Source organism: Pontibacter indicus, assembly GCF_900156345.1.
GTDB lineage: Bacteria > Bacteroidota > Bacteroidia > Cytophagales > Hymenobacteraceae > Pontibacter > Pontibacter indicus.
This window is the reverse complement of the sequence record NZ_FTPP01000001.1, coordinates 1908661-1934054: the sequence shown is the minus strand read 5'-3', so window position 1 is coordinate 1934054 and position 25394 is coordinate 1908661. Positions and strand designations below refer to the sequence as shown.

Here is a 25394-nt window from a genome sequence, read left to right as displayed (position 1 = left end):
TTGCACTTTCAGGAGAAGTGTCTATATTACCTCTTCTTTACAGAACTATCGATGAGTAAAACAGAAGCTATGATACAAGTACCCGAACGAAAGAAGCGGGTTTACCTGTCCGAAGACTTTAAAATAGATAATTGGGAAACCATACAGCCATATTTTGAAGAACTGAAAAGCCGCGCCATCCATTCGGTGGAGGAGCTGGAGAAGTGGATGAAAGACCGCAGCGAACTCGAGAGCGTGCTCTCCGAGGACCTGGGCTGGCGCTACATCCGCATGACCTGCGACACCCAGAACGAGGAAATCACGAAGGCTTTCCAGTATTTCGTGTCAGAGATTGAACCCCAGATCGCCCCTTACGACCACGAACTCAACCTGAAGTTGATGCACTCGCCATACGTAAACGGGATCGACAAAGACAAATACCGCATTTACCTGCGCGGCGTAGAACGTGCACTGGAGATTTTCCGGGAAGAAAACATTCCGCTCAACACCGAAATCAGCACCAAACAACAGCAGTATGCCGCCATAACCGGCGCCATGACCGTGACGCTGGATGGCGAAGAAATGACGCTGCAACGCGCTGCCGACCGCCTGAAGCGCAACGAGCGCGAAGTGCGCGAGGAAGCCTGGCGTGCCATACAGGAACGCCGCACGCAGGACCGTCAGAAGCTCGACGATCTGTTCGACGAACTACTGAAGCTCCGTACACAGGTGGCCAAAAACGCCGACTTCGACAACTTCCGCGACTACATGTTCGCTGCCATGGGCCGCTTCGACTACACCCCACAGGATTGCTTTGATTTCCACCAGTCCATCGAAGAGACCATTGTGCCCGTGCTGACAGGCATAGACCGCGAGCGCAAGCAAAAGCTAGGTATAGCCGACCTGCGCCCCTGGGACCTGGACGTAGACCCGAGTGGAAAAGCCCCGCTGGAGCCGTTCACTTCGGGCGAAGAATTGCTCGAGAAAACCATTCAGGTATTCTATAACCTCGACACCTACCTGGGCGACTGCCTGGCCACCATGCGCGAGATGGGTCACCTCGATCTGGAATCCAGAAAAGGGAAAGCCCCGGGTGGGTATAACTATCCACTCGACGAGATCGGCGTGCCGTTCATTTTCATGAATGCCACCTCGAGCCTGCGCGACGTGATTACGATGCTGCACGAAGGCGGCCACGCCGTGCACTCCTTCCTGACCCGCGACCTGACGCTGGGTGCTTTCAAACACCCGCCATCCGAAGTAGCCGAGCTGGCCTCTATGTCCATGGAGCTGATTTCGATGGATTATTGGGATACCTTCTTTAGCGATGAAGACGAGCTGCGCCGCGCCAAACGCACCCATCTGGAGAGCGTGCTTGAGACCTTCCCGTGGGTGGCCACCGTGGACAAATTTCAGCACTGGCTGTATGAGCATCCGAGCCATTCGCAGGAAGAGCGCCATCAGGAGTGGCTCAATATTTTCGGCCGCTTCAACCACCAGGAGGTGAACTGGAGCGGACTTGAGAAGTACAAGCCCTTTATCTGGCAGAAACAGCTGCACATTTACGAGGTGCCGTTCTATTACGTGGAGTATGCCATGGCACAACTAGGTGCGATCGCGGTTTGGAAGAACTACAAAGAGAATCCTGCCGAAGGGCTGGCCGCCTACAAGCGCGCCCTGAGTCTGGGCTATACCGTCACGATCGGCGAGGTGTATGAAGCCGCTGGCATCAAGTTCGATTTCAGTACTGAGTACATCAACAGCCTGGTAGATTTTGTGAAAGGAGAGATGGCCAATATTTAAGGTATAGCTATACCTGGGCAGAAGCCCCGTCGTTCCGAAAGCGGTGACGACGGGGCTTCTGCATTAATAGGCGGTTGCTGTTAGCGGTTTGGTAGGTATAGCATCCTCGCCAGTTTTATTTTTGGTACTCCAACTACCTGTGCAAAGAGCTTTTTCGTAGAGATTTTTATACCTGTCCGAAAGAAAAATGAACCCGCTCAAACTATTGCTTCCCGTTGGGATTCTTTTGTTTTGCATCGTTGCAGCCTGCTCTAATGCGCCAACTTCCGTAACACAATCGGATGCGCCCATGTCGAATGCCGAGGTGGCGCGGGCAGCTGTGGGTTCGTGGGTGGGCACCATCCCCTGCGCGGATTGCCCGGGCATCGCCTATACCCTGGACCTGAATCCGGACAGCACCTACCGGGAGCGCATGGTCTACCAAGGTCGGAGTGCGACTCCCTTTGTGCAGTCAGGCACGTGGGGTGTGGGTAAGGGTAGGGTACAGTTGAAAAAGCAAGGCCCGGGTAACAGTCAGTTTGCCCTGGACGGCGATGCGCTGGTGATGCTGGATGGCGACGGAAATCGCATTGAGTCAGCACTTGCCGATGCATACCGATTGCGCCGCAAGAACCCGGATGAACCCGAGGACAACCCCAGTTTGTGGCGTGAAAAGTACGAGAGAGGAGTAGACTTTGCCGCTATTGGGAACGAGCCGTTCTGGTCACTGGAAATTGACCTGGAAAAAATGCTCGAGTTCAGATTGCTGGATGAAGAAGATGGCAGTGTGCTGACGCCTATACCTGTTGCGGAAAAACCTGAGTCAGGTGAGGGTACAATCTACCACGTTCAGACCGTGTCGGGCAGCCTTGAGATTCGACTGATGAAAGAGACCTGCATCAACACCATGACAAGCCGCGAATTCCCCTATACGGTTACAGTCCTGAAAGACAGTGTGGAGTACAAAGGCTGCGGCATGTACCTCCGCGACTCCCGCCTAGAAGGCTCCTGGAACCTGGTGGAACTGCAGGGCAAAGCAATCAATTCGAAAGACTTTGAGAGAAACCCGCCGACTTTGTCGATCGACCTGGCAAAGGGTAGTGTGTCAGGCAGTGCAGGTTGCAACAGAATTACAGGCACGCTCGAGCCGATCGGTGATCGAATCAATTTCGGGCCTCTTACAGCCACTAGAATGGCTTGCCTGAATATGGAGGTGGAAACTCAATTTTTGGGGGTTTTGAATAATGCGGACTTAAGGTATAAGGTAAGAGAAGAGTGGCTGGAGCTGATATTGGATGGCAAGGGGGTGATGATGTTTAAGAGAGGTGAGTAGGTATAGCCATTATCCAAGGCATGAGCATTCACACTCGTGTCTACTATCGTGAGGCCTTTGGCCTGGGTTAGGTATACCTACCGTGGGTTCTGTATTGCTATACTTGGCGTGTCTTGTTTTATAGCTTCGCCTGTGCGGCGGGCACTCACTTTTTGTCTTGACACAAAAAGTAAGCAAAAAAGTCAAGACCCTCCAAACTCGCTGACCGCTCAAACAGTGGAGTGTCAATTGGTGCACTGGGCACCGCTTTCTGTTTCATTGGTCAAGTGCAAGTTAGTCTTGCTATACCTATCAGTGTTTATTTGCTACAGGGCTATACCTGTGAGAAGGCAGTGGCCAAACTCTCCCCTTGAGGACAAGTGAGACGCGAGTCGAAACTTGGGAGCGAAGCTCACAGAGGGGTGTAATCGTGTACTAAGATGCCTTTACTACAGCACCTATACCTTTAAACTGGCGACTCCAAGTTCCCCGCCTTAGAAAAGGAGGGGTTAGGGGTGGTTGGACCCGGCATAGTAAAACAGAAAATACAGAGCTTATACCTATAGAAATTAGTAATAGTAAAAACAGTCCCTTTGGAGGGGACAGGGAGATGTTAATCGTGCACCGGAATCCTGTTAATTCTTTAATCCTGAAAATCTTGATTCAGACAAACTATACCTGCGTAACTAATAAGACCCTCGCAAGTCTAAAAAAACTACAAGTTCAGCGCTTTCGATACCACATTTCTAGGAGTAGCTGCTCATCTTTAAATTCTCCAAACCCCACTATAAAACATAAATCGCCTGTCGTTTCCAACAGGCGATTTCATTTCATAATCCAACTCTTTACAGCGGTTTGAATTGCTCGAACATCTGCCGGCAATCGTTGCAGTAGTGCATGGAGCGGCAGAGGGTGGGGCCGAAAGGCGTGCGCAGGTCGGTGTTTTCACTGTCGCAATAGGGGCACTTCACATGCTCCAAAATATCCAGGTCAAGGATCAGGTCGTACTTGGGCGGTGGGGCCAAACCGAACTCTTTTAAGTGCTGACGACCTTTCTCTGTAAGCTTGTTGCTGTCCCAAGGCTTATCGAAGGTCATAGTAACGGTGTGGTTCGTAATGCCGTGCTTTTCCAAGATGCGCTCCACGTCTTTTTTCATGTAGTCCATGGCAGGGCAGCCGGCAAAAGTCGGTGTCATGTTCACGGTTACATGTCCTTCCTCCGAGATGTCCACACCCGTGATCACACCCAGGTCCACCAGCGACAACACCGGTATCTCAGGGTCTTTCACCTCTTCCAACAGGGTCAATATGTTTTCCTTGGTCAGCTCCATTTTGTTTGATGCGTATCAAGTACCACGTAGCAGGTATCAAGACTTTTTCATGATTTACTCGCTGAGTATGTGTGCTACTTGAAATGTGTGTCATGATACGAGATAACTACCATTCAGCCGTCGGATCGATCTTGAATACCTCGGCCATTTCATCCAACAGCGGTTGCAGGTGCTCCGTGTGCTCGCCGTGACGGCCTCCAAACTTGGGCTCGATCGTGTTCAGGTCTGGCAGTTTCAGGTCTGTCTTTTCGATTACCGCCTGTATGCGCTTCAGCCACTCAACTTTAACCGCTTCCTCACCAGCGTATACGCCCGCTTCAATTAACTCCTGCTCGTACTGCGATGGCTCAAACATACCCAGAGCGTAAGGTATAGCTTCATTCAGCGACGCCTGCAGACGCAGGATGGCTTCTTCCGTTGATGTGCCCAGGTTTTTGATCCAGGTGTTGGCGTGCAGCACGTGATACTTCACTTCGCCTTTCAGCTTGGTGGCCACCTTGGCAATCGGCTCGTAGCTCGATTGGCTCAGCATTTCGAAGCGGATGATTTCGGCGTTGTCGTAGAGGAAGTGGCGGATCAGGCTGAAATCGTACTCACCATTTGGCAGCTCTACCAGCTGGCTGTTGTGGAACTGATTGGCGTTGCGGGTGAAGGCCACCGTGTCCGGGTCGGCTTCGCCAAGCTCCTGCAGCAAGGTATAGAAAGCCAGGCTGTGGCCGATCTTGTCCTGCGCCATCGACGAGAAAGCAATGTCCTCTTCCAGTATCGGGCCGAAGCCGGTCCACTCGGAGTTGCGGTGCCCCAGTATCAGTTGGTCATCGGCCAGTTTGTACAACAGGTCTTTTATTGCGAGCTCGTTCATGCTTAAGCAGTCGTTTTGTTTTCTTCTTTATACTTGGTGATTTTGTCCATCACTTTATAGGCGATGGCTTCGCGGTACTTCTTTTCAGGTATAGTCGTCCACATGTCTTTGTCCTCTTCCGCTGACTGCAGCACATGCTTCGATTTCACCACCCATACGTTCACAATCGGGCCTTTCTCGCCAAATTGGGTACGGGCTTCGTGCAGTGCCTCCTGGTAAGAAGTCGCCATGACACGACCCGTATGGGTATGGGCTTTGCCACGCTTCTTCAGGTGGAAGATCTCGTACGGCTCCGGCTGCTCGCTGCGCTCTGCAGGTTCTTCTAGGCGCATCAGGTCGTATACGTTTTCCTGGTCGCCGGCATAGGGTGTCACCATGATGTTTTCAGTGCGCACAATCCACAAACCTACGCAAGGGAAGCGGCGGCTGTACTGCTCTTTGGCGAACAGGAAGGCCACATCTTCGTTCGGGGCATGTACCGGACCAACGTAGGTATGGGCAGTACCTTCTTTCTTTTGATGAAAGGCCTCATATGTTTCAAACTGATCTAGTTCCTGCTTCGGCTCGGCAGGAGGCATTTCACCTTCCGGCAGGTTCAGTCGGGTAACTCTTGGGTCAAGTGACTTCAACATGGTTATGTTAGTTAAGAGCTTCAATTGAGTTAAGAGTTGCTGCAGATAAATCACTTTCAACTCTCAACTTTTAACTGAAACCGTTACGCCTTTATGCTAATGGTTTCACATATTTTGCTTTCGGGTTGAGGAGGGCTCTGCGCACCCAGGCGCCGCGCTCTTCAGCGGTACGGCGCACGGCCAGTCGCTCGGCGTTGCACGGTCCGTCGCCGTTGATCACGCGCTTGAACTCATCCCAATCCGGCTCGGTGTATTCCCACTGACCGGTTTCCATGTTCTTCTTCAGCTTCGGATCCGGAACGGTCAGGCCAAGCTCCCAGATCTTCGGCACGTACATGTCGAGGAACTGCTGACGGCACTCGTCGTTAGAGGCCATCTTTACTTTCCAGCGCATAAGCGTTTCGGTGTGCGTACTCATTTTGTCAGACGGACCGAAGAAGGTCATGATCGGCGGCCACCAACGGTTCAGAGCAGCCTGAATCATTTCGCGCTGCTTCGGTGTGCCGGTCGCCATGTGCACCACGGCGTCGTGGCCGTACTTCAGGTGAAAGGCCTCCTCGGCGCAAATACGCTCCAAAGCTCTGGAGTAAGGACCGTACGATCCTTTGGCGTTGGCCATCTGGTTCACGATCGCGCCCGCGTCAATCAGCCAGGAAATAATATTGGAATCTGCCCAGGTGAAAGCCGGGTAGTTGAACACGTTGGAGTACTTGCTCTTGCCGTTGATCAGGTCGGTCAGCATCTGCTCACGTGTTTTGCCCAGGGTTTCGGCAGCACTGTATAATAACTGGGCGTGTCCTACTTCGTCCTGCACCTTGGCCATCTGGGCCATTTTGCGGCGGAAGCCCGGCGCGCGCGTAATCCAGGTACCTTCCGGCAGCGCACCGATGATCTCGGAATGTGCGTGCTGCTCGATCATGCGAATGAGCTGCTTTCGGTACAGTTCCGGCATCCAATCGTTTGGCTCGATCTTCTCGCCACGGGCGATGCGTGCTTCAAACTCGGCCAGCTTTGCAGGATCTTCGGTCTGCAGGTTGTCGAATTTGGTGGCTTCAAAAACGTTTCCTCCTCCGTACATACTATTTTCAGTTTTAAGGTTCAGTAAAAGGTGCCGGACTGTTTAAGGTGGGTAGCCCGGCAAAGGTTAGGTATAGATCAGTTAATTAAGGTTCGTCTTCAATCCGTTCAGCAACATGGCTGACAGGTTCTCGGCAATCTCCGCTGGTTTCATCTTGCCCTCCGGCTTGTACCAGGTATGGATCCAGTTCAGCCCGGACAGGATGGTGAGCACGGCGAACTTCTCGTCCGGCACCTGAAACTCGCCCTTGGCTATACCTTGACGAATGATCTCGCGGAAGTAATCTTCATACCGGTCGCGCAAGGCCAGAAACTCGGTATGGTAAGGCTCGCTCAAATGGCGCCACTCCTGCAGGAAAACAGCCGAGGCCTCTGTGTTGCGGGTGAGCACCTGCACATGGGCCGAAATAGCTCGCTTCAGTTGCTCGGTTGCGGTGGCATCCGCTGCTTTCACAGCCTCAATCGCCCCGAAAAATTCCTCCGCCATCCGGAAGCACACCCGCTGCAGAATCTCCTCTTTGGAACGGATGTGGGAGTAGATGCTGGCCGCCTCTATACCTAGTGCATTAGCCAAGTCACGCATGGACGTGGCCGAAAAGCCTCGGTTCTTAAATAAGGCTGTCGCTGTCTGCTCTATCTGTTCTTTTCTGCTCAAGGTATAATTGTGTGGTATTTAGCTAAAACAAATGTAAACAACCTAACGTTCGTTAGCAAATTAATTTACGGTGTATAATGCCTATTGTTTTCATCCGGAGTAAGATTCGATTTGTTCTGTGTTGAAAAACGCAGGTATAGCGCAGCCTTTAATGAGGAAAGAAGAAAACGTGGCCGAGAATTTGTGCTTAATTTACTGCGACTTTCACCTAATTTGTTTATCTTTTTCGAGCCTTAGTAGTTTGCTCGCGTATACCTGATACCGGCTTGCCGGCACATGCAACCAAAATTTAAGAGACTACACACCATGACTGACACGACACAATCGCCTGCAACGCAAACCATGGATTTCGTGCACTACGAAGTCAAGGAGCGTGTGGGGTATATCACCCTGACCAGATCGGAGAAGCGCAATGCTCTGAATGCCGAGATGGTGACCGAACTAAAGCGCGCCTTTGCCGCTGCCGAAGACGACGAAACTTGTAAAGTGATCGTGCTGCGCGCCGAAGGCAAGGTGTTCTGCGCCGGCGCCGACCTGGAGTACCTGCAGCGTCTGCAGCAGTACGACTACCATGACAACCTCGCCGACTCCACCCACCTGATGGAGCTTTTCCGGCAAATCTATACCTTGAAGAAAGTAGTGATCGCCCAGGTACACGGCCACGCCATAGCGGGCGGCTGCGGACTGGCTGCCATCTGCGACTTCACTTTTGCCGTGCCAGAGGCCAAGTTTGGCTATACCGAAGTAAAGATCGGCTTTATACCGGCCATCGTGAAGGTGTTTCTGCTGCGCAAAATAGGGGAGGCTCGCGCCAAGCAACTCCTGCTAACCGGCGATCTGATCTCTGCCGAAGAGGCCCAAACCTACGGCTTGGTGAATTACGTGGTGCCTGCCGAAACGCTCGAAGAAAGAGTGTTCGCCTTCGCCCAAAAGCTCTGTAGAGAAAACTCCCGCCAGAGCATGGAGGTCACGAAAGAGATGATCGCGCGCGTACAGGAAATGTCCTTGGAAGAGGGCCTGCAGTATGCCGCTGAAATGAACGCCGTGGCCCGTGGCAGTGAGGACTGCCAGCGCGGTATCGACGCTTTCTTAAATAAACAGGCGCTGACTTGGTAGATTTCTGTTAAACTTTCAAAACCATTTGTTAAACTTGTTGTTTGATGAGTATGCTGATGGGTCTTGGAATCATGCTGATGACGTTTATAGCCATGGAGGGCGTGGCCTGGGCCATGCACAAGTATGTGCTGCACGGTTTTCTGTGGTTCCTGCACAAGTCCCATCACACGCATCACAAGCACGCTTTTGAGTGGAATGACCTGTTTTTTGCCTATTACGGTACGCTCGCCATGCTGTTCTTCGTGTTCGGCAGCGAGCCCATCGACTATAGGTTCTGGATAGGGGCAGGCATTACGCTCTACGGTGTGGCTTATTTCCTGATACACGATGTCTTCATACACAGGCGCATCAGGCTTTTTGGTGGTACGTCTAATGTTTACCTCAAAGCCTTAAACATGGCGCATAAAGTGCACCACAAGCATACGGGTCGCGACGGCTCCGAATCTTATGGCATGCTGTGGGTGGCACCGAGGTACTTCAGGGCGGCATACTCAATTATACAAAAAAGACAACAAGGGGAACAGACGTGGCGCAGTACACCATCAAAGAGCTAGAACACCTATCAGGTATCAAAGCTCACACGATCCGCATCTGGGAACAGCGCTATAACGTGCTGTGTCCGCAGCGCACCGATACCAACATCCGGTATTACAGCGATGCCGATCTGAAGACGCTGCTCAATATCTCACTCCTCAACGAGCAAGGCTACAAAATTTCCAAGATCGCCAAGATGACGCCCGAGCAGCTGAAGCAGACGGTGCAGCAACTGGCCGAACAGGAGAACACGACCCTCTCACACCACATCAACAACATGGTCACCGCCATGATCGACATGGATGAGGAGCGTTTCGATAAGACCTTCTCTACCGTGACGCTGCAGCTGGGCTTTCAGGACGCCATGCTGAAGGTGCTATACCCTTTCCTGCATAAAATTGGCATCCTGTGGCAGACGAACAACATCAGCCCGGCGCACGAGCATTTTGTGAGCAACCTGGTGCGGCAAAAGCTGATTGTGGCCATTGACGGGCAGGTGGTGAAACGCAGCGCCGACGCCCTTACCTATTTGTTATACCTACCGGAAGGAGAACTGCATGAGATCGCCTTGCTCTTCATAAATTACCTGATCCGGGCGCACCACCAGCAAGTGATCTACCTGGGGCAGAACCTGCCTTTCGAGGACCTGAAGCGCACCTACGAGCAACTGAAGCCTTCCATTATTTGCACGGTACTGACGATCGTGCCGGAGCGCGAGTTTGTACAGGAATACATCGAGCGGGTGGCGTCTACTTTTCCGGAGGCGCAAATCTATTTTTACGGCTACCAGGCACAACACAGCTTCCTGGAGTTTCCTAAAAACACACAGCGCCTGAGCTGCATTGCTGATTTTGAAGCCGTGTTGAAAAAAAATATTTAGAAGTTAAACAGTCTGCTAACGCAGGTATAGTTCAACAAAAAAGGCCAAGCCAATTTCGGTTTGGCCTTTTTAGTTGCCTAAAGTTATAATTTATGGTCTTCTATATCTTCTAATTTGTGTATGTTTTACAAATAAATGTTAAACAAAATTTGACAAAAATTAATTAAGCCCGTATAATTGTTTAGTGATTACCAATAAATGTTAAACAGTATGACGGCAGTAGAATTTTCCAATCATATCCTCTTGGCAGCTGGTTCGTTGAAGCCGGTAGCCATGAACCTTACTCGCAATGCGGACGATGCCAAAGACCTGGTGCAGGAGACACTGCTCAAGGCGCTGTCAAACCGCGAGAAGTTTAACACCGGCACCAACCTCAAGGCCTGGCTTTATACCATCATGCGGAACACGTTTATCAACAACTACAACAAAATAACAAAGCGCAGCAGCAACGTCGATAGCACAGAATACCTGCAGTACATGAACACAGACGACACCTTCGTGACGGTGAATAAAGGGACGGCGGCATTTGTGATGAGTGATATAAAGGCAGCCATTGCGAAATTAAATGAGGAGCACCGCACGCCTTTTATGATGTACTACATTGGGTATAAATACTTAGAAATCGCTGAAAAACTGAACATTCCGATCGGAACGGTAAAGAATCGCATCCACATAGCGCGCAAAGAACTGAAGCAGATGCTGCAGGTTTATGGCGACTAATTACAACTTATACCTGATTTTGTAGTAAATTTCTAGATGATGTCAAAAAAAGTGATCGTGATCGGTGCCGGCTTCTCGGGTCTTTCGGCTGCCACCAGCCTGGCTGACCAGGGGTATGAGGTGACGGTGCTCGAAAAGAACGCCACACCCGGCGGTCGCGCCCGCAGCTTCGAGGCCGACGGCTATACCTTCGACATGGGACCGAGCTGGTACTGGATGCCCGACGTGTTTGAGTCGTACTTCAACAAGTTTGGCAAAAGCGTTTCCGATTACTATGACCTCGTCCGCCTTGACCCTTCCTATACCGTGGTGTTTGGCGAAAACGATTTTGTCGACCTGCCTGCTTCGCTGGACGAACTGAAAGCCCTGTTTGAGCAATGGGAGCCGGGAAGTGCCGCCCGTCTCGACCAGTTTCTGGAACAGGCCGCCTACAAATACGAAGTAGGTATAAACCAACTCGTGTATAAGCCCGGCCGCTCTGTGACAGAGTTTATGAGCCTGCGCCTGTTGCTGGATGTGCTCCGCATGGATGTGTTTCAGTCCATCCACACGCACATCCGCCGCTTTTTTTCACACGAAAAGATCATTAAGTTGATGGAGTTTCCGGTGCTCTTTCTGGGGGCACTACCACAGAACACACCGGCTTTGTATAGCCTGATGAACTATGCTGACATCAGCCTGGGTACTTGGTACCCGTTGGGCGGTATGTACAAGATCATTGAAGGGATGGTACAGTTGGCCGAAGAGAAGGGTGTATCGTTCCTCTACAACCAGGATGTGAAGGAGATAGAGGTGGAGCAAGGAATAGCCCGCCGGGTGCGGACTGCCACCGGTATGTTCGAGGCCGACGTGGTTGTGGCCAGTGCCGATTACCACCACGTCGAACGCCAATTGCTGGCACCGGAACTTAGAAGCTATACCGAGGATTATTGGGACAAGCGGGTGATGGCGCCTTCCTGTCTGATCTTCTATTTAGGTATAGGCAAGAAACTTAGCAACCTGCGTCACCACAACCTGTTCTTTGACGAAGATTTTGGTCCGCATGCCCACGAAATCTATACCGACCCGAAATGGCCGGCTAAGCCGCTGTTTTATGTGTCAGCTCCGTCGGTAACAGATGCTAGCGTGGCGCCGGAAGGCTGCGAGAACCTGTTTGTGCTGATGCCAGTAGCCCCGGGTCTGGAAGACACAGAAGCCTTGCGGGAACGCTACTACGATCTGATCATGGAACGCCTCGAGCACCTGACCAAGCAGGACGTGCGCAGCGCTGTGGTCTACAAACGCACCTACGCGCACCGCGATTTTATAGCTGACTACAACGCCTTTAAAGGCAACGCCTATGGGCTGGCCAACACCTTGATGCAGACCGCTCTGCTCAAGCCTAGCCTCAAAAGCAAAAAAGTGAAAAACCTCTACTATACCGGACAGCTGACCGTGCCGGGTCCGGGCGTTCCGCCTTCCCTTATCTCAGGGCAGGTAGTGGCCAAGGAAATAGCCAAGGAATATGCGCCAGGTCAGCGACTACCAGTAAGCAATTAACGCCCCAGTAAAACTATGGATTTATTTAAAGACACCTGCCTGAAGTGCAGCAAGCTGATTACTGAGGCGTACAGCACGTCGTTTACGCTCGGTATCAAAACGCTGCACCGCAAATTCCATGACCCGATTTACGCCATCTATGGTTTTGTGCGCTGCGCCGACGAGATCGTGGACACGTTTCATGAGCACGACAAGCGCAAACTGCTCACGGAATTCAGCCGCCAGACCTTTGAAGCTATTGAACAAGGCATCAGCCTGAACCCGGTACTGCACGCTTTTCAGTGCGTGGTGAACGAGTACAAGATAGACCGTGCCTACATCGAGGCTTTTCTGAAGAGCATGGCCATGGATTTAGAGGATCATGTGTACGATCCATCTTTATATAAGGAGTACATCTATGGCTCTGCGGAAGTGGTGGGGCTGATGTGCCTGAAAGTATTCTGTGAGGGCGACGAAGAACAGTTTGAGCGGCTTAAAAAACCAGCCTGCAGTTTGGGGGCAGCCTTTCAGAAAGTGAACTTCCTGCGCGACATGCAGAGCGACTTCAAGGACCGGGGCAGGGTGTACTTTCCGGCCGTGAACATTCATACCTTCAACAATGTGTGCAAAGCGCAGATAGAGGCCGATATCGCTCAGGATTTTGAAGACGCCTATGCCGGCATACTGGCTTTGCCCCGTTCGGCACGCATGGGTGTATACCTGGCCTATGTCTATTATCTGAAGCTTTTCCGGAAAATCAAAGGGCTGCCGGCAACCCAGATCTTAAACGAGCGCGTAAGAGTACCTGATAATACAAAGTTTGCCTTACTTTTAGGCTCTTATGTCAGGTACCAACTTAACGCCATCTAACCACGTGAAGAATAGCTTACAATTACTTTTCGCTTTCCTGTTTATTAGCTTCTCGGCGCTGGCTGACAACACCAGGGAGTACAAATTATCGAAGCTGCGCGTGCAGTTTCTGGAGGCCAGCAAGGACAGCAAGGCTGGTAAGGAGTTTCATAAGCTGATGAGCAATTACGAGGACAGTAACCCCGTGGTACTGGCCTATAAAGCGGTATCGGAGGCGATCATGGCCAAGCACGTCTGGAACCCTTACATGAAGATGAAGCACTTGCAGAAGTCTTCTGAAATATTTGAGGAGGCGGTGCAACTCGATGCCGCGAACCCCGAAATACGGTTTCTCCGCTTTACAGTGGAGCATTACGTACCGCGCTACCTTAACCTGAGCAAGAACCTGGAAGACGACAAAGCCAAAATCATCGCCGGTCTGGAGCGTCACCCGAAATCCGGCTTGTCGAACGAAATGGCCCGCGATATCCGTGCTTTCATGCTGACGAAGGACCATTGCACCGAACAAGAAAAACAAAGACTCAAACGCATATCGATTTAAATACTGATGCCGCTATACCTGTACCTGAACATCTTCACGATCCTGTTTCCCCTGTTGCTCTCGTTTGACAGGAAAGTGACTTTTTACAAGAACTGGCCCTACTTGTGGCCGGCCATTCTCATCAACGCGGCCCTGTTCATCATCTGGGACGAACTCTTCACGCAGGCAGGTATATGGGGCTTCAATGAGGAATATCTGGTAGGCATTTACCTCTTCAACCTGCCACTGGAGGAAGTCCTTTTCTTCATAACCGTACCCTACGCTTGTGTCTTTATCTACGAGTGCCTCAACGCTTACATCACCAAAGACTTGTTGCAGCCATACGCCAAAAGCATCACCTTTTTCCTGATTCCGGTGCTTTTGCTCCTGGCCGCTTTCAACCTCGAGAGACTCTATACCTCCATCACGTTCACCTTGCTGGCTGCTATGCTGGGGGTGCACTATTATTATTTCAATACCCAAAGGTTGGGACGTTTTTACCTGGCCTACATCGTGCACCTGGTGCCGTTCCTGCTGGTCAATGGCGTGCTCACCTACCTGCCGATCGTTTGGTATAACAATAGTTACAACCTGGGGCTGCGCATTGTGTCTATACCTGTGGAGGATTCGATGTACTCCATGCTGATGCTCCTGCTCACCATTTCGATCTATGAGGGCTTAAAGCAACGCTTTGCAGTTAAACAATATCAACGTCTGGCTGTATAAAGGTATATGCGAAACCTTCAAGTCACCATCGATCCAAACTCAGGCTTTTGCTTCGGCGTGGTCTATGCCATTCAGATGGCCGAAGACCTGCTTGCCGAGCAGGGCTACCTGTATTGCCTGGGCGACATCGTGCACAACGACGTGGAGGTGGAGCGCCTGCAGCAACGGGGCCTGCGCATTATCGACCATGCGCAGTTAAGAGAGTTGCGCGGTGAAGCCGTGCTTATACGCGCCCACGGCGAGCCTCCTTCGACTTACCAAATAGCCTTGCAGAACAATCTGACCCTGATCGACGCTTCCTGTCCGGTGGTGCTCAAGCTGCAGAACCGGATCAAAAGCTCTTACGACAAAGACGAGCCGATCTACATCTATGGCAAGCACGGACACGCGGAGGTAATGGGGCTTTTGGGGCAGACAAATAACAAGGCGGTGGTGTTTGAGAGCATGGAGGAGCTTTTTCAGCGTGAATTGCCGCAGAAGATCACCCTCTACAGCCAAACCACGAAGAGTACGAACAACTTCTATAACATCAAGGACAAGTTGGAGCAGCAGGGCTACGAGGTCGACGCCAACGACACCATCTGCCGGCAGGTATCGAACCGCGACAAAGACCTGCGCAAGTTCGCCGCCCAGTTCGATAAGATCGTTTTTGTGTCGGGCACCAAGTCGAGTAACGGCAAGGTGCTGTACCAGGTATGCAAAGACACTAATCCGGATACTTACTTTGTCTCGAAGGTGGAAGAACTGCAGCCTGCGTGGTTTGCCGATGGCGACACTATTGGTATTTGCGGCGCAACCTCAACACCGATGTGGCTGATGGAACAGGTGCGGGATGCGTTGTTGGGCGAGAAGGTATAGGTATATCCTGTTGTAGTGACAGGTCGCGACCTGTCCAATCTTGCATAGGTATAGGTATAGGCTGCGGGAATTAAGCAGGTCAATACTCTCGCCAGATTTATCAAAGCGGTATAGTTTCCCAGAAACCCAGCATTGAACTAATCATCAGCCCCATCTTTTATCAATGTATCTTTGGTCAAAAGAACTATGGCAAAATCAATCCGAAAAGATAACAGAGGTATAGTCATCGCGGCCCTCATCGTGGCCTGCTGGTCTGGCTTGCTGCTATACCTGTTGCGCTTCCCGGTTGACTTTACTTCGCCACTCCCATACCTGTTCATGTTGGTGCAGACGCACCTCTATACGGGTCTGTTCATCACTGCCCACGATGCCATGCATGGTGTGGCTGCTCCTGGCCGGCCAAAATTGAACCGTTTCATCGGTACCGTCACCGCCTTTCTTTTTGCCTACAACTGGTACCCGCGGCTACTGCCCAAACACCATCAACATCACCGGCATGTGGCGACAGAAGAGGATCCGGATTACCACCACGGTTCCTTCTTCCCCTGGTATTACAGCTTTCTGAAGAATTACATCACCTGGTGGCAGATCGTGCTGATGGCCATTACCTACAATGTGCTGCAGGTCTTTTTCCCACTCGAAAATGTGATTATGTTTTGGATGGTGCCAGCCATTATCGCGACTTTTCAACTTTTCTATTTCGGTACCTATCTGCCACACCGCGGCGAGCATGCACCTGATAACCGGCACAAGTCCGGCACACAGTCCAAGAACCACCTGTGGGCTTTTGTTAGCTGTTATTTCTTCGGCTACCACTACGAGCACCACGACAAACCGTATTTGCCCTGGTGGCAGCTGTATAAGGCAAAATCCTGAGGGATTTTTGACAAAGGATAGGTTGACAAGAGACAAAGGACTTTAGGTATTGAAAAGGCCTGCTTCTGATAGCGCAGAAGCAGGCCTTTTTATTAATTAATACTATACAATGCAACTATAAAGGCGGAGTGAAAGACTAAACTCAAAGAAGTCTTTTGTCCTTTGTCACATTGTCCCAAAGCGCCTAGTGCGCGCCAGCTTCCTTGCGGCAGCAGTCATCCAGTTTATTGTAGGCGCGCGGCGTGGCTGGTTTGTCGTCAGCGTCGTAGCCAGTATCGTTTACAGCCTTGCGGATCTTGTCTTCGTTGGTCTTCTTCGGGTCGAAAGACACGGTGAGCATTTTGGAGTCTACATCGAGCGACGATTTCTTTACGCCCTTCTCATAGGCCATCGCCTTTTCTAAACTTTTCTTGCACATGCCGCATACAGCGGAGGTCTTGATCTGAATGGTTTTTTCGTTTCCGCTCTGCGCCTGCACGCTGAGTGTGGCAAAGAATAGGATGAACGCTAGGCTTAGGTTTCTGAAGATTTTCATGATGTGATGAATTATTGGTGAAAATTTGAATGTATGATGGTGATTTAATTTTTTTTCAAGGCTCGTAGAGTCATGCAAACGATGTGCCGTTACTCAATCTTAAAGCGCAAGCCAGCATAAATAATTCTGCCCGTGATCGGTCCCCAGACCATGCTGGCGTCGAATTCAGAACCGAACGGATTGGCTGCCCCTCTGATCGCGTCAGGTTGGCGGAAGTTCAGCAGGTTTTCACCACCGGCATAGATCTCCCAGCGTTTAAAGGCCCGCGATACCTGCCCGTTCAAGGTATAGAAAGAGTCCGACTTCTGAACGTTCGCTGCGCCGCCATGGCCTTCCATGTACGCCAACGGCATCTGGCCGAAGAACTGCGTTGTCAGGTCGGCGCGCCATTTATCAAATGGGGTGGCAAAACCGAGGTTCACGAAAAAGCGGTGCTGTGGTATCATCGGCCGCTGTTGTAGATTGCCATTATAGGCGGTTTGCACGTCAAAGTACTTGTAGGCCGTCTTCACGTCGAAGCCCTTGAGCACCTCATACTGCAGCTCTGCCTGGAAACTGCGCGAGAAGGAGCGGCCCTGCAGGTTGTAAAACTCCACCTGGTTTGCGCTGCTGTACATGTCTGCCACCACCTGGTTCTGAAACGTGGTATAGTAGTAGTCGGTGATGAAGGAGCCCGGACGGCCGCCCAGCTCGAAGTACTGCGTGAAGGACCCACCCACATTCCAGGCCTTTTCCGGCTCCAGTGCCTCCCGGAAAGTAAAGGCGCGGTTGCTGACCAGCGCGGCCGTGTTCTCGGCAATCGGGTTGGCTACCCGGAAACCCTTGCCTGCCGCCACCCGGAAAATGGTGTTGGGCGTGAAATCATACTTCACATTCAGGCGTGGGGTGAATACCGTACCGTAGAGGTTGTGGAAGTCGGTGCGGGCACCTGCCACCACGGTCAGGTTTTCGGCATTGTTGAAGATGTACTCCGCAAAGATACCCGGCACGCGTTCGGTTCTTGCCAGCCTGGTCTGCTCCAGCCGCTCGGTATAGTCGTCATACAGGAAGCTGGCGCCTACCTTATAGGTATGGCCGGTGTGTCCGATGATAGACTGGAAGATGAAGCGGAGATCGCCGGTGTTCTGCTCGCCGTTGTAATGGCGGCGTCCATAGAGGGAATTGAACTTGTGGTGTACGCCGGAGGTGATCAGGCCCAGGCTCTGGTACGGCCTGCCCGGAAAGGTATAAGAGGTCTTGTTGTAAAAAGACAGGCGATCGGTTTCAGACTCGGTACCATAGCGCTGAGTCGGACTTACTGGTTCTCCCTTCGTGTAATTCATCTGCCCGCCCAGCTTTGTCTCGCGGAGGGCGTTGAAGCCGAACTCCGATACCCAGGTGTCGCCATGCTTATACTTCCACTTGTTGTACACATTGTGGTGCGTGCCCAGCGCCAGGTCCATAAAACCGTCCTTATTGCGGTCCACGCGGTTGCCCAGGTGGTCGGAGTGCAGCATCAGCAGCGTGCTCCACTTCGGGCTCACCTGCGCCGACACGTTCAGGTTGGCGTCGAATTTGGCCAGGCTGTTGCCATAGAGATTGAAGTATAGCCGCTCGGTTTTCTCCGGGTCCCGCAGCTTCACGTTCACCTGCCCCGATATCGACTCGTAGCCGTTGAGCACCGAGCCCATTCCTTTGATGATGTCAATCGACTCGATGTAGGTGCCCGACAGGTAGTTGAGGCGGTAGGGAGTAGAGAGGCCGCGCAGGGCCGGCACGTTGTCGGTGGTGAGCAAGGTATAGGAGCCGTCGAGCCCCAGCATCTGGATCTGCTTGGCGCCCGATACGGCATCTGTGGTGGACACTTCCACGGAGGCATTGGTTTCAAAGCTTTCCGCCAGGTTGCAGCAGGCCGATTTCTCCAGGTCGCGGGTCGTGATGATCTGGGAGTTGGTAGGGGTGAGGGCGGAGTAGCGCGTCTGCTGCCCTTCCACAACTACTTCTTTAATGGAACTGGACGGAGCAAGGCTAATAGTGATAGAGGTCTTGCCGCTCACGTCAATCGTGTCGGGCTTATACCCGAGGTAGGTCACGATGATTTCCGGGGTCAGGGCGTCGCTGAGCTGCAGTGTAAAGTTGCCCGCCTCGTCAGTGGCCGTACCTTTGGAGGTGCCCTTCCAGACGGCATTGGCGCCGATCAGGGGGAGTTCGGTGGTGTTGTCTACCACTTTGCCCGTCAGTTGCTGCGCTGTGGTAGGAAACAGGATGCTTAAAAGGAGTGCGAACGTACCGAAAGCGCGGAAAAGGTGTCGCACAGGTAAAATGGAATGCATGAATCGTATTCGTTTAAAATTTCAGAATGCAGGTATGGGCACAGGTATAGCAACCGGTGCTGGCAGAGGCAAACTAAAATGCTAAACGATCAGGATGTGCAGGGAATGCAGCAGTAGGCGCCCATAGAGTGGGGGGGAGCTGTCGGAGTAGGTGAGAATGCGCTGGTCTGTGGCGGTAGCCGGAGCCCAGGTGGTAAAAAGTGGTGTGAACTGAATGGCGAAGAATACCGGAAGCTCCAGTGTAAAGCCTTTGATGGACGAAACTGGCTCCAGCTTTTCGAAAGTCATCGCTGTGGTGCAGCAGTCTTCGTCTTCCTGTTCTTTATGCTCCTGCGAATCAGACTTTTGGCAGCATCCGTCCACCTGCTCCTGTGCGGCCGTCATTTTCAGGCCGGTCATCAGGCACAACTGTTCGCTTAAGGCAACGCCCACCGAGCCCAGCAAAATGCTCAGGGTCAGCAGCAATAAAACCGTATGGCGGATGGTCTGATTCACAGCACAAATATACGGGATTTCCTCCCACAATACCACCAAAATTATCCACCCCTGGGATTTCGCCCCACTCTCTTCCACTTTCTCCACTTTGTCCCACTTTTGCTCAAAACCTGTTCCTGAGGATGGCTGTTATACCTGATTATGGGTCTAATTATTTGATTTACAAGTGTTTATAATATATAATCTCTCGTATATTAAAAAACGGCCATGTTTTATGCAAATAAACTTATCCGCAAAATACGTCGGCAAAATGTGGATAATGTGGATAAGTGGGGTGGATAACCGTAATTTATCCACAAAGTGGTAAAAAGTGGGAGATTGTGGTTGCGGACATTTGTTGTTTCGTTACATTTGTATACTCCGAGAACTCTACGGACATAACTGCTATTTCCATGAACTTCCTGTCTGGCGAATATGAATGCAAGATTGACCCGAAGGGAAGGTTGGTTTTACCTGCAAAGATAAAATCCAACCTGCCGGAGGCGTCGGGCAATCATGTCGTGCTGACAAGGGGTTTTGAGCCCTGCCTGGTGCTCTACCCGAAATCGGAGTGGAAGACGATCTACGACAAGGTGGCGGGGCTGAACGAGTTCAATGAGGAGTATCGCCAGTTTCAGCGCAATTTCTTCCGTGGCAACACGGAGATTGAGCTGGACGGCACCGGCCGTTTCATCGTGCCGCGCACCATGGCCCGCTTCGCCGATCTGGAGAAGGAAGCCATTGTGGTGGGGCTGGGAAACCGCGTGGAGATCTGGAATCCGGACAGGTATGAGGATTTCCTCATCAAGGACCAGCAGAGTTTCTCGCAACTGGCTGAAAAGTTTTTAGGAGATAAACCGGCCGAAGCGCCTATGCTATAATGGAGTACCACAGACCGGTTATGCTGCAGGAATGCATCGACGCCCTTGACATTAAACCTGACGGTGTGTATGTGGATGTGACGTTTGGAGGGGGAGGGCACTCCAGGGTAATCGCGAGCAAGCTGACAACCGGTCAGCTTTATTCTTTTGACCAGGACCGTGACGCCGAGGAACAGTCGAAGAAGATCGACAGCCCGGCTTTTACGTTTGTGCGGGCCAACTTCCGGGATCTGAAAAAGTACCTGCGCCTGTACCGCGTGAAAGAGGTGGACGGTATTCTGGCAGACCTGGGTGTGTCGTCGCACCAGTTCGACGAGGCCGAGCGCGGCTTCTCAACCCGCTTCGACGGTCCGCTGGACATGCGTATGGATCCGGAGTCGGGCGTGCCGGCCAGTGAGGTGGTAAACACCTACAGCCAGGAGCAACTGCACAAGATCTTCGGCATTTACGGCGAGGTGAAGAATGCCAAAACGCTGGCCGCCGTGATCGTGGCGCAGCGGGCCCGGAAGCCGATCGAGACGATCGGAGAGTTTAAGCAAGCCATCAGCTCCTGCACCCCGCGTGGGAAGGAGAACAAATACCTGGCGCAAGTGTTTCAGGCGCTCAGAATAGAAGTGAACGACGAGCTGAAAGCGCTCGAGGAAATGCTGGAGCAGGCGGCCGACGTGCTCAAGCCCGGCGGACGACTAGTGGTGATGTCCTACCACTCCCTCGAAGACCGGCTGGTGAAGAACTTTATCGCGAAAGGCAAGTTCTTCGGCGAAGTGGAGAAAGACCTGTTCGGCAATGAGATAAAGCCACTGGAGGCCGTTAGCCGCAAGCCGATCACAGCCTCCGAACAGGAGTTGCTCGAAAACAGCCGCTCACGCAGTGCTAAACTAAGAATAGCAGAGAAGAGATAGCGAATGCAGAAATAGATTTAACAACAGTGTAGTAACCTAAACTTAACTATGGCTCCTAACCTTATGACTAAGACAGCTGCCGCACCCAAAGGCAACACGCTGCGCGTGAAGCACGAGGAAGAGGTGAAGCCGGAGGTAAAGGCTAAAAAGAAGGGGTTCAGTCTTTTCAAATGGCTGGACAAATACACCAATGTTGACTTTCTGTTTCAGGAGGGCGTGCCAACCAAGTACCTGCCGCACGTGCTTTTCCTGACCGGCATTACGCTCTTCTACATCGGCAACACCCACTATGCCGAGAAGACCATCCGCAAAATAGCTAAGATCAAAGTAGAGACCGAAGACCTCCGGGCGGATTACACCACCCTGAAGTCCGATTATATGGGCGCCAGCAAGCAGTCTGAAGTGGCGCGCAACGTGGCACCCCTGGGCCTTGTTGAAAGTTCGTCTCCACCATATCAAGTAGAAGTAGCGGAAGATGAATATTAAGAAGTCTATCGTACTGCGCGTACGGATCGTGTTTTTGCTGGTATGTCTCTTTGCCTGTGCCATCATGTACAAAATTGTGCAGATACAGGTGCTGGACGGTACTAAGTGGAAGCAGATCTCAAAGGAGCGCCGCATCCGTTACCAGCCGGTGCCGGCTACCCGTGGCAACATATACTCTGACAACGAGAGCATATTGGCCACGTCGCTGCCGTTTTACCGCGTGGCCTTTGACCCGGCCATTGCCCAGACAGAGACCTTCAATGCGGGTATAGACTCGCTGGCCATGCTGCTGTCGCGCTTCTACAAAGACCAGTCGCCGGAGCATTACCGTCGCAAGATCAAGAACGCACGGCATGCCGGCAGGAGGTATATCAGACTGAATAGCCGCCAGATTAACTACCAGGAGAAAAAGTTGATGGCGGGCTGGCCTATTTTCAGGGAGGGCAAAAACAAGGGCGGCGTGATCTTCGAGAAAGTGGAGAAGCGCTTTAAGCCTTTCGGGATGCTGGCCGAGCGAACGATCGGCTTTATCAACGAAGACAAGAACGGCGCGGGACTGGAGTACAGCTTCAACGGCGATCTGGCAGGCACCGATGGGGAGGCCCTTTTTGAGCGTATAGCGGGCGGCAACAAACCGATCTACGACGGCACGGAAGTGGCCCCGCAGAACGGGTATGACATCAAGACCACCATCGACATCAACCTGCAGGACGTGGCTGAGAACGCCCTCTACAAGGCATTGGTGGAGAAGAACGCCGACTACGGTTGCGTGATCCTGATGGAGGTGAAGACCGGTGAGATCAAGGCGATGGCTAACCTGGGCAAGACGAAGGGAGGCTACATCGAAGACTATAACTATGCGGTTGGTAACCAGGGACGTACAGAGCCGGGCTCTACCTTCAAGCTGGCTTCCATGATGGCCCTGTTCGAGCACTCCAACGTGGAGCTGACCGATACAGTGGACACAGGCGACGGCCGGTACCGCATCAAAAACACGACCATGACCGACGTGAAAATCGGCGGTTACGGCAAGCTCACGACACAAGAGGTGTTTGAGAAATCTTCGAACATAGGTATAGCGAAGCTGATCCAGGATAATTTCAGCGACAATCCGCAAGCCTTTGTGGACTACCTGCACAAGTTCGGTTTGAGCAGCACGCTGGGTTTCCAGATGGATGGCGAGGCAAGACCATACATCAAGAACGCGAGCGACAAAACCTGGTATGGCACCACACTCACCTCCATGTCGATTGGCTACGAGATGAAGCTGGCTCCACTCCAGACGCTGGCGCTTTACAATGCTGTGGCCAACAATGGCGTGAAGGTACAGCCGATCATTGTGAAAGAGATTCGCCGTGCCGACCAGGTCGTGCAGACTTTCCAGACGCGTGTGCTGAACGAGCGCATTGCTTCGGAGGAGACGATTAAAAAGGTGCGCACCATGCTCGAAGGCGTGATACAGAACGGTACGGCCAAGAACCTCCGCAGCGCCGACTACAAAGTAGCCGGCAAAACCGGTACGGCGCGCAAGGTGAAGGATGGAAAGTACGTGCGATTGTACTCTACTTCGTTTGCGGGTTATTTCCCGGCCGACAACCCGAAGTACAGCTGCATTGTGATCATCGACAGTCCGCGCGGGGTGAACGTGTACGGCGGCGATGTGGCCGCGCCGGTGTTTAAGGAAGTGGCGGATAAGGCCTATGCCCGCGACCTGGCCATGCACCAGCCGCTGCGTGCCCGAGTGGCGCCAAACAAGGACAGCCTGCCACAGGTGAAAGCCGGCAGCCTCGACGATCTGAGCCTGATCCTGAACAGGATTGGTGTCAGCAACCACTCCACTGCTACCAGCGACGACGAGTGGGTGCGCGTAACGCCGCAAATGCGATCGCTCAAATTTGAGCCAAACCCGGTAAGGGGTGGGCAAGTGCCGGACGTGACAGGTATGACACTGCGCGATGCGCTGTTTATTCTGGGGAATCAGCACCTGAAAGTGAGTGTGGAAGGCACAGGCAAGCGTGTGGTGAAGCAATCGGTGCAGGCAGGCACTGAAATAAATAAAGAGACTAAAATTACGATTGTACTGAGCTAATGCAGCTATTGCAGGACATATTGAAAGACGTTACCGTGCTGGAAAGCCACGGCCCACTGAACGTGAAGGTCGAGTCAATCACCTTCGACTCGCGTCAGGTACGGGAGGGAGTGCTGTTTGTGGCCATGCGCGGCGTGCAGGTGGATGGACATGACTTCATAGCGAAAGCTGCGGAGGCAAAGGCGGTAGCCATTGTGTGTGAGGAACTGCCTGCAGAGTTGGCGAGTGGAGTTACCTATATCAAAGTAAAAGACAGCGGTCAGGCTTTGGGCTTGATGGCTGCTGCGTTTTACGGCCATCCATCCAGAAAACTGAAACTGGTGGGCGTAACGGGCACCAACGGCAAAACCACTTCGGTGACGTTGCTACACAAGCTGTTCCGCGAGCTGGGCTACCACGTGGGTATGATTTCCACGGTGCAGAACCAGATTGACGAAGAAATTATACCTTCGACGCATACCACGCCGGATGCGGTGTCACTGAATGCGCTGCTGGATAAGATGGTGAAAGCCGGTTGTGCTTACGCCTTTATGGAAGTTAGTTCGCATGCCATGGTGCAGCAGCGTGTGGCAGGTATACACTTCGCAGGTGGCGTGTTTACCAACATCACACACGACCACCTCGATTACCACGGTACCTTCGACGAGTACATCAAGGCTAAGAAGTCCTTCTTCGACATGCTGCCAAAAGGTGCCTTTGCCCTGATCAACGCCGACGACAAGCGTGGTCCGGTGATGGTGCAGAACACTAAAGCGGACGTGCGCTATTTCTCGCTGCGCAAAGTGACCGACTTCAAAGCGCGGCTGATCGACAACACGCTGCAGGGGCTACACCTGGAGGTGGACGGACACGAGATCTGGGCCAAGCTGATAGGAGCCTTTAACGCCTACAACCTGTTGGGCGCCTATGGGGTGGCCGTGATGCTGGGCGAAGATCCGGTAGAAGTGCTCACGGTGCTCTCAAGCTTGAACACGGCGGCGGGTCGTTTCGACTACATCGTGTCGGAGCAGGAGCAGATCACCGGTATAGTAGACTACGCCCACACCCCAGACGCACTGGAGAACGTGCTGAACACGATCCAGCAAATCCGCACGCCGTTGCAAACAGTGATTACCGTTGTGGGCTGTGGCGGGAACCGCGACGCGACCAAGCGCCCGGTGATGGCGGACATTGCCTGCCGCCTGAGCGACAAGGTGATCCTGACATCCGACAATCCGCGTTTTGAGGAGCCACAGGCCATCCTCGAAGACATGCAAAAAGGCGTGAAACCGCTCGACTTTAAAAAGACGCTGAGCGTGCTCGATAGGAAAGAGGCGATCCGAACGGCCTGCATGCTGGCCGGCAAAGACGACATCATACTGGTGGCCGGCAAGGGACACGAGACCTATCAGGAGATAAAGGGCGTGAAATACCCATTCGACGACAAACAGGTACTGCAGGAGGCCCTGCAACTGCTTGGCAAATAAG

General features: G+C 52.4%; 25 protein-coding genes. 17 read left to right on the top strand and 8 right to left on the bottom strand.

What is annotated here, in order from left to right; translation table 11 throughout:
• The first annotated feature begins 69 nt into the window (after window positions 1-69).
• Window positions 70-1782, top strand: coding sequence for a M3 family oligoendopeptidase (locus B0B12_RS08295; RefSeq protein ID WP_244554639.1), 1713 nt, complete (start codon window positions 70-72; stop codon window positions 1780-1782).
• Window positions 1783-1969: 187 nt separating this feature from the next.
• Window positions 1970-3094, top strand: a complete 1125-nt coding sequence (locus tag B0B12_RS08290) for a copper resistance protein NlpE N-terminal domain-containing protein (RefSeq protein ID WP_083704110.1) — start codon at window positions 1970-1972, stop codon at window positions 3092-3094.
• An 824-nt stretch (window positions 3095-3918) separates the two neighbouring features.
• Here the strand turns inward: B0B12_RS08290 and paaD are convergent.
• The 5 genes from paaD to B0B12_RS08265 form a co-directional block, all read right to left on the bottom strand.
• The gene (paaD, locus tag B0B12_RS08285) at window positions 3919-4404 is read right to left on the bottom strand and encodes a 1,2-phenylacetyl-CoA epoxidase subunit PaaD (RefSeq protein WP_076667351.1); all 486 of its coding nucleotides are present in this window, start codon (window positions 4402-4404) and stop codon (window positions 3919-3921) included.
• 106 nt (window positions 4405-4510) lie between these two features.
• Window positions 4511-5266, bottom strand: a complete 756-nt coding sequence (paaC, locus tag B0B12_RS08280; protein WP_076667348.1) for a 1,2-phenylacetyl-CoA epoxidase subunit PaaC — start codon at window positions 5264-5266, stop codon at window positions 4511-4513.
• Window positions 5267-5268: 2 nt separating this feature from the next.
• Window positions 5269-5898, bottom strand: coding sequence for a phenylacetic acid degradation b (locus tag B0B12_RS08275; protein WP_076667346.1), 630 nt, complete (start codon window positions 5896-5898; stop codon window positions 5269-5271).
• 91 nt (window positions 5899-5989) lie between these two features.
• Window positions 5990-6976 (bottom strand): 1,2-phenylacetyl-CoA epoxidase subunit PaaA, encoded by a 987-nt coding sequence (gene paaA / locus B0B12_RS08270; protein ID WP_083704109.1) that lies wholly within the window; start codon window positions 6974-6976, stop codon window positions 5990-5992.
• A gap of 81 nt (window positions 6977-7057) precedes the next feature.
• Window positions 7058-7630 (bottom strand): TetR/AcrR family transcriptional regulator, encoded by a 573-nt coding sequence (locus tag B0B12_RS08265; RefSeq protein WP_076667344.1) that lies wholly within the window; start codon window positions 7628-7630, stop codon window positions 7058-7060.
• A gap of 306 nt (window positions 7631-7936) precedes the next feature.
• Between B0B12_RS08265 and B0B12_RS08260 the strand changes: the two genes are divergently transcribed.
• The 10 genes from B0B12_RS08260 (at window position 7937) to B0B12_RS08215 (ending at window position 16248) form a co-directional block, all read left to right on the top strand.
• On the top strand, window positions 7937-8746 hold the full coding sequence (locus tag B0B12_RS08260) for an enoyl-CoA hydratase/isomerase family protein (RefSeq protein ID WP_244554638.1): 810 nt from the start codon (window positions 7937-7939) through the stop codon (window positions 8744-8746).
• Window positions 8747-8790: 44 nt separating this feature from the next.
• Window positions 8791-9300 (top strand): sterol desaturase family protein, encoded by a 510-nt coding sequence (locus tag B0B12_RS08255; RefSeq protein WP_083704108.1) that lies wholly within the window; start codon window positions 8791-8793, stop codon window positions 9298-9300.
• Window positions 9273-10160, top strand: a complete 888-nt coding sequence (locus B0B12_RS08250; RefSeq protein ID WP_076667340.1) for a MerR family transcriptional regulator — start codon at window positions 9273-9275, stop codon at window positions 10158-10160. Before B0B12_RS08255 ends, B0B12_RS08250 begins: the two co-directional genes overlap by 28 nt.
• A 210-nt stretch (window positions 10161-10370) precedes the next feature.
• Window positions 10371-10880, top strand: a complete 510-nt coding sequence (locus B0B12_RS08245) for an RNA polymerase sigma factor (RefSeq protein WP_076667338.1) — start codon at window positions 10371-10373, stop codon at window positions 10878-10880.
• A gap of 36 nt (window positions 10881-10916) precedes the next feature.
• Window positions 10917-12419 carry a phytoene desaturase family protein gene (locus B0B12_RS08240; protein ID WP_076667336.1) on the top strand — a complete coding sequence of 501 codons (1503 nt, stop codon included), beginning with the start codon at window positions 10917-10919 and terminating at the stop codon, window positions 12417-12419.
• Window positions 12420-12434: 15 nt separating this feature from the next.
• Window positions 12435-13268, top strand: a complete 834-nt coding sequence (locus tag B0B12_RS08235; RefSeq protein WP_076667334.1) for a phytoene/squalene synthase family protein — start codon at window positions 12435-12437, stop codon at window positions 13266-13268.
• Between the two features lie 4 nt (window positions 13269-13272).
• Window positions 13273-13809, top strand: a complete 537-nt coding sequence (locus tag B0B12_RS08230) for a hypothetical protein (RefSeq protein WP_076667332.1) — start codon at window positions 13273-13275, stop codon at window positions 13807-13809.
• Window positions 13810-13815: 6 nt separating this feature from the next.
• Window positions 13816-14514 carry a lycopene cyclase domain-containing protein gene (locus B0B12_RS08225; protein WP_076667330.1) on the top strand — a complete coding sequence of 233 codons (699 nt, stop codon included), beginning with the start codon at window positions 13816-13818 and terminating at the stop codon, window positions 14512-14514.
• Window positions 14515-14520: 6 nt separating this feature from the next.
• Window positions 14521-15372, top strand: coding sequence for a 4-hydroxy-3-methylbut-2-enyl diphosphate reductase (locus tag B0B12_RS08220; RefSeq protein WP_076667328.1), 852 nt, complete (start codon window positions 14521-14523; stop codon window positions 15370-15372).
• Between the two features lie 186 nt (window positions 15373-15558).
• A complete protein-coding gene (locus B0B12_RS08215; protein WP_076667326.1) occupies window positions 15559-16248 on the top strand; it encodes a fatty acid desaturase in 690 nt (229 codons plus the stop codon).
• Between the two features lie 184 nt (window positions 16249-16432).
• On the opposite strand, the gene B0B12_RS08210 is transcribed toward B0B12_RS08215, so the two are convergent.
• The 3 genes from B0B12_RS08210 to B0B12_RS08200 form a co-directional block, all read right to left on the bottom strand.
• The gene (locus tag B0B12_RS08210) at window positions 16433-16783 is read right to left on the bottom strand and encodes a heavy-metal-associated domain-containing protein (protein ID WP_076667324.1); all 351 of its coding nucleotides are present in this window, start codon (window positions 16781-16783) and stop codon (window positions 16433-16435) included.
• A gap of 89 nt (window positions 16784-16872) precedes the next feature.
• The gene (locus tag B0B12_RS08205; RefSeq protein ID WP_076667322.1) at window positions 16873-19095 is read right to left on the bottom strand and encodes a TonB-dependent receptor; all 2223 of its coding nucleotides are present in this window, start codon (window positions 19093-19095) and stop codon (window positions 16873-16875) included.
• Window positions 19096-19176: 81 nt separating this feature from the next.
• The gene (locus tag B0B12_RS08200) at window positions 19177-19590 is read right to left on the bottom strand and encodes an HYC_CC_PP family protein (protein WP_244554637.1); all 414 of its coding nucleotides are present in this window, start codon (window positions 19588-19590) and stop codon (window positions 19177-19179) included.
• A gap of 392 nt (window positions 19591-19982) precedes the next feature.
• Here B0B12_RS08200 and mraZ point away from each other — a divergent pair, with 392 nt between their 5' ends.
• From mraZ to B0B12_RS08175, 5 genes are all read left to right on the top strand, one after another.
• Window positions 19983-20450: a division/cell wall cluster transcriptional repressor MraZ gene (gene mraZ, locus B0B12_RS08195; protein ID WP_076667320.1), complete on the top strand. Its 468-nt coding sequence runs from the start codon at window positions 19983-19985 to the stop codon at window positions 20448-20450.
• Window positions 20450-21352 carry a 16S rRNA (cytosine(1402)-N(4))-methyltransferase RsmH gene (rsmH, locus tag B0B12_RS08190; protein WP_076667318.1) on the top strand — a complete coding sequence of 301 codons (903 nt, stop codon included), beginning with the start codon at window positions 20450-20452 and terminating at the stop codon, window positions 21350-21352. Before mraZ ends, rsmH begins: the two co-directional genes overlap by 1 nt.
• 63 nt (window positions 21353-21415) lie before the next feature.
• Entirely contained in the window at window positions 21416-21838 is a 423-nt protein-coding gene (locus B0B12_RS08185) for an FtsL-like putative cell division protein (RefSeq protein ID WP_342039362.1), read from the top strand.
• Window positions 21828-23927: a penicillin-binding protein gene (locus B0B12_RS08180; RefSeq protein WP_076667316.1), complete on the top strand. Its 2100-nt coding sequence runs from the start codon at window positions 21828-21830 to the stop codon at window positions 23925-23927. The genes B0B12_RS08185 and B0B12_RS08180 overlap by 11 nt, the downstream gene beginning before the upstream one ends.
• Window positions 23927-25393, top strand: coding sequence for a UDP-N-acetylmuramoyl-L-alanyl-D-glutamate--2,6-diaminopimelate ligase (locus B0B12_RS08175; RefSeq protein ID WP_076667314.1), 1467 nt, complete (start codon window positions 23927-23929; stop codon window positions 25391-25393). The genes B0B12_RS08180 and B0B12_RS08175 overlap by 1 nt, the downstream gene beginning before the upstream one ends.
• Window position 25394 lies beyond the last annotated feature (1 nt).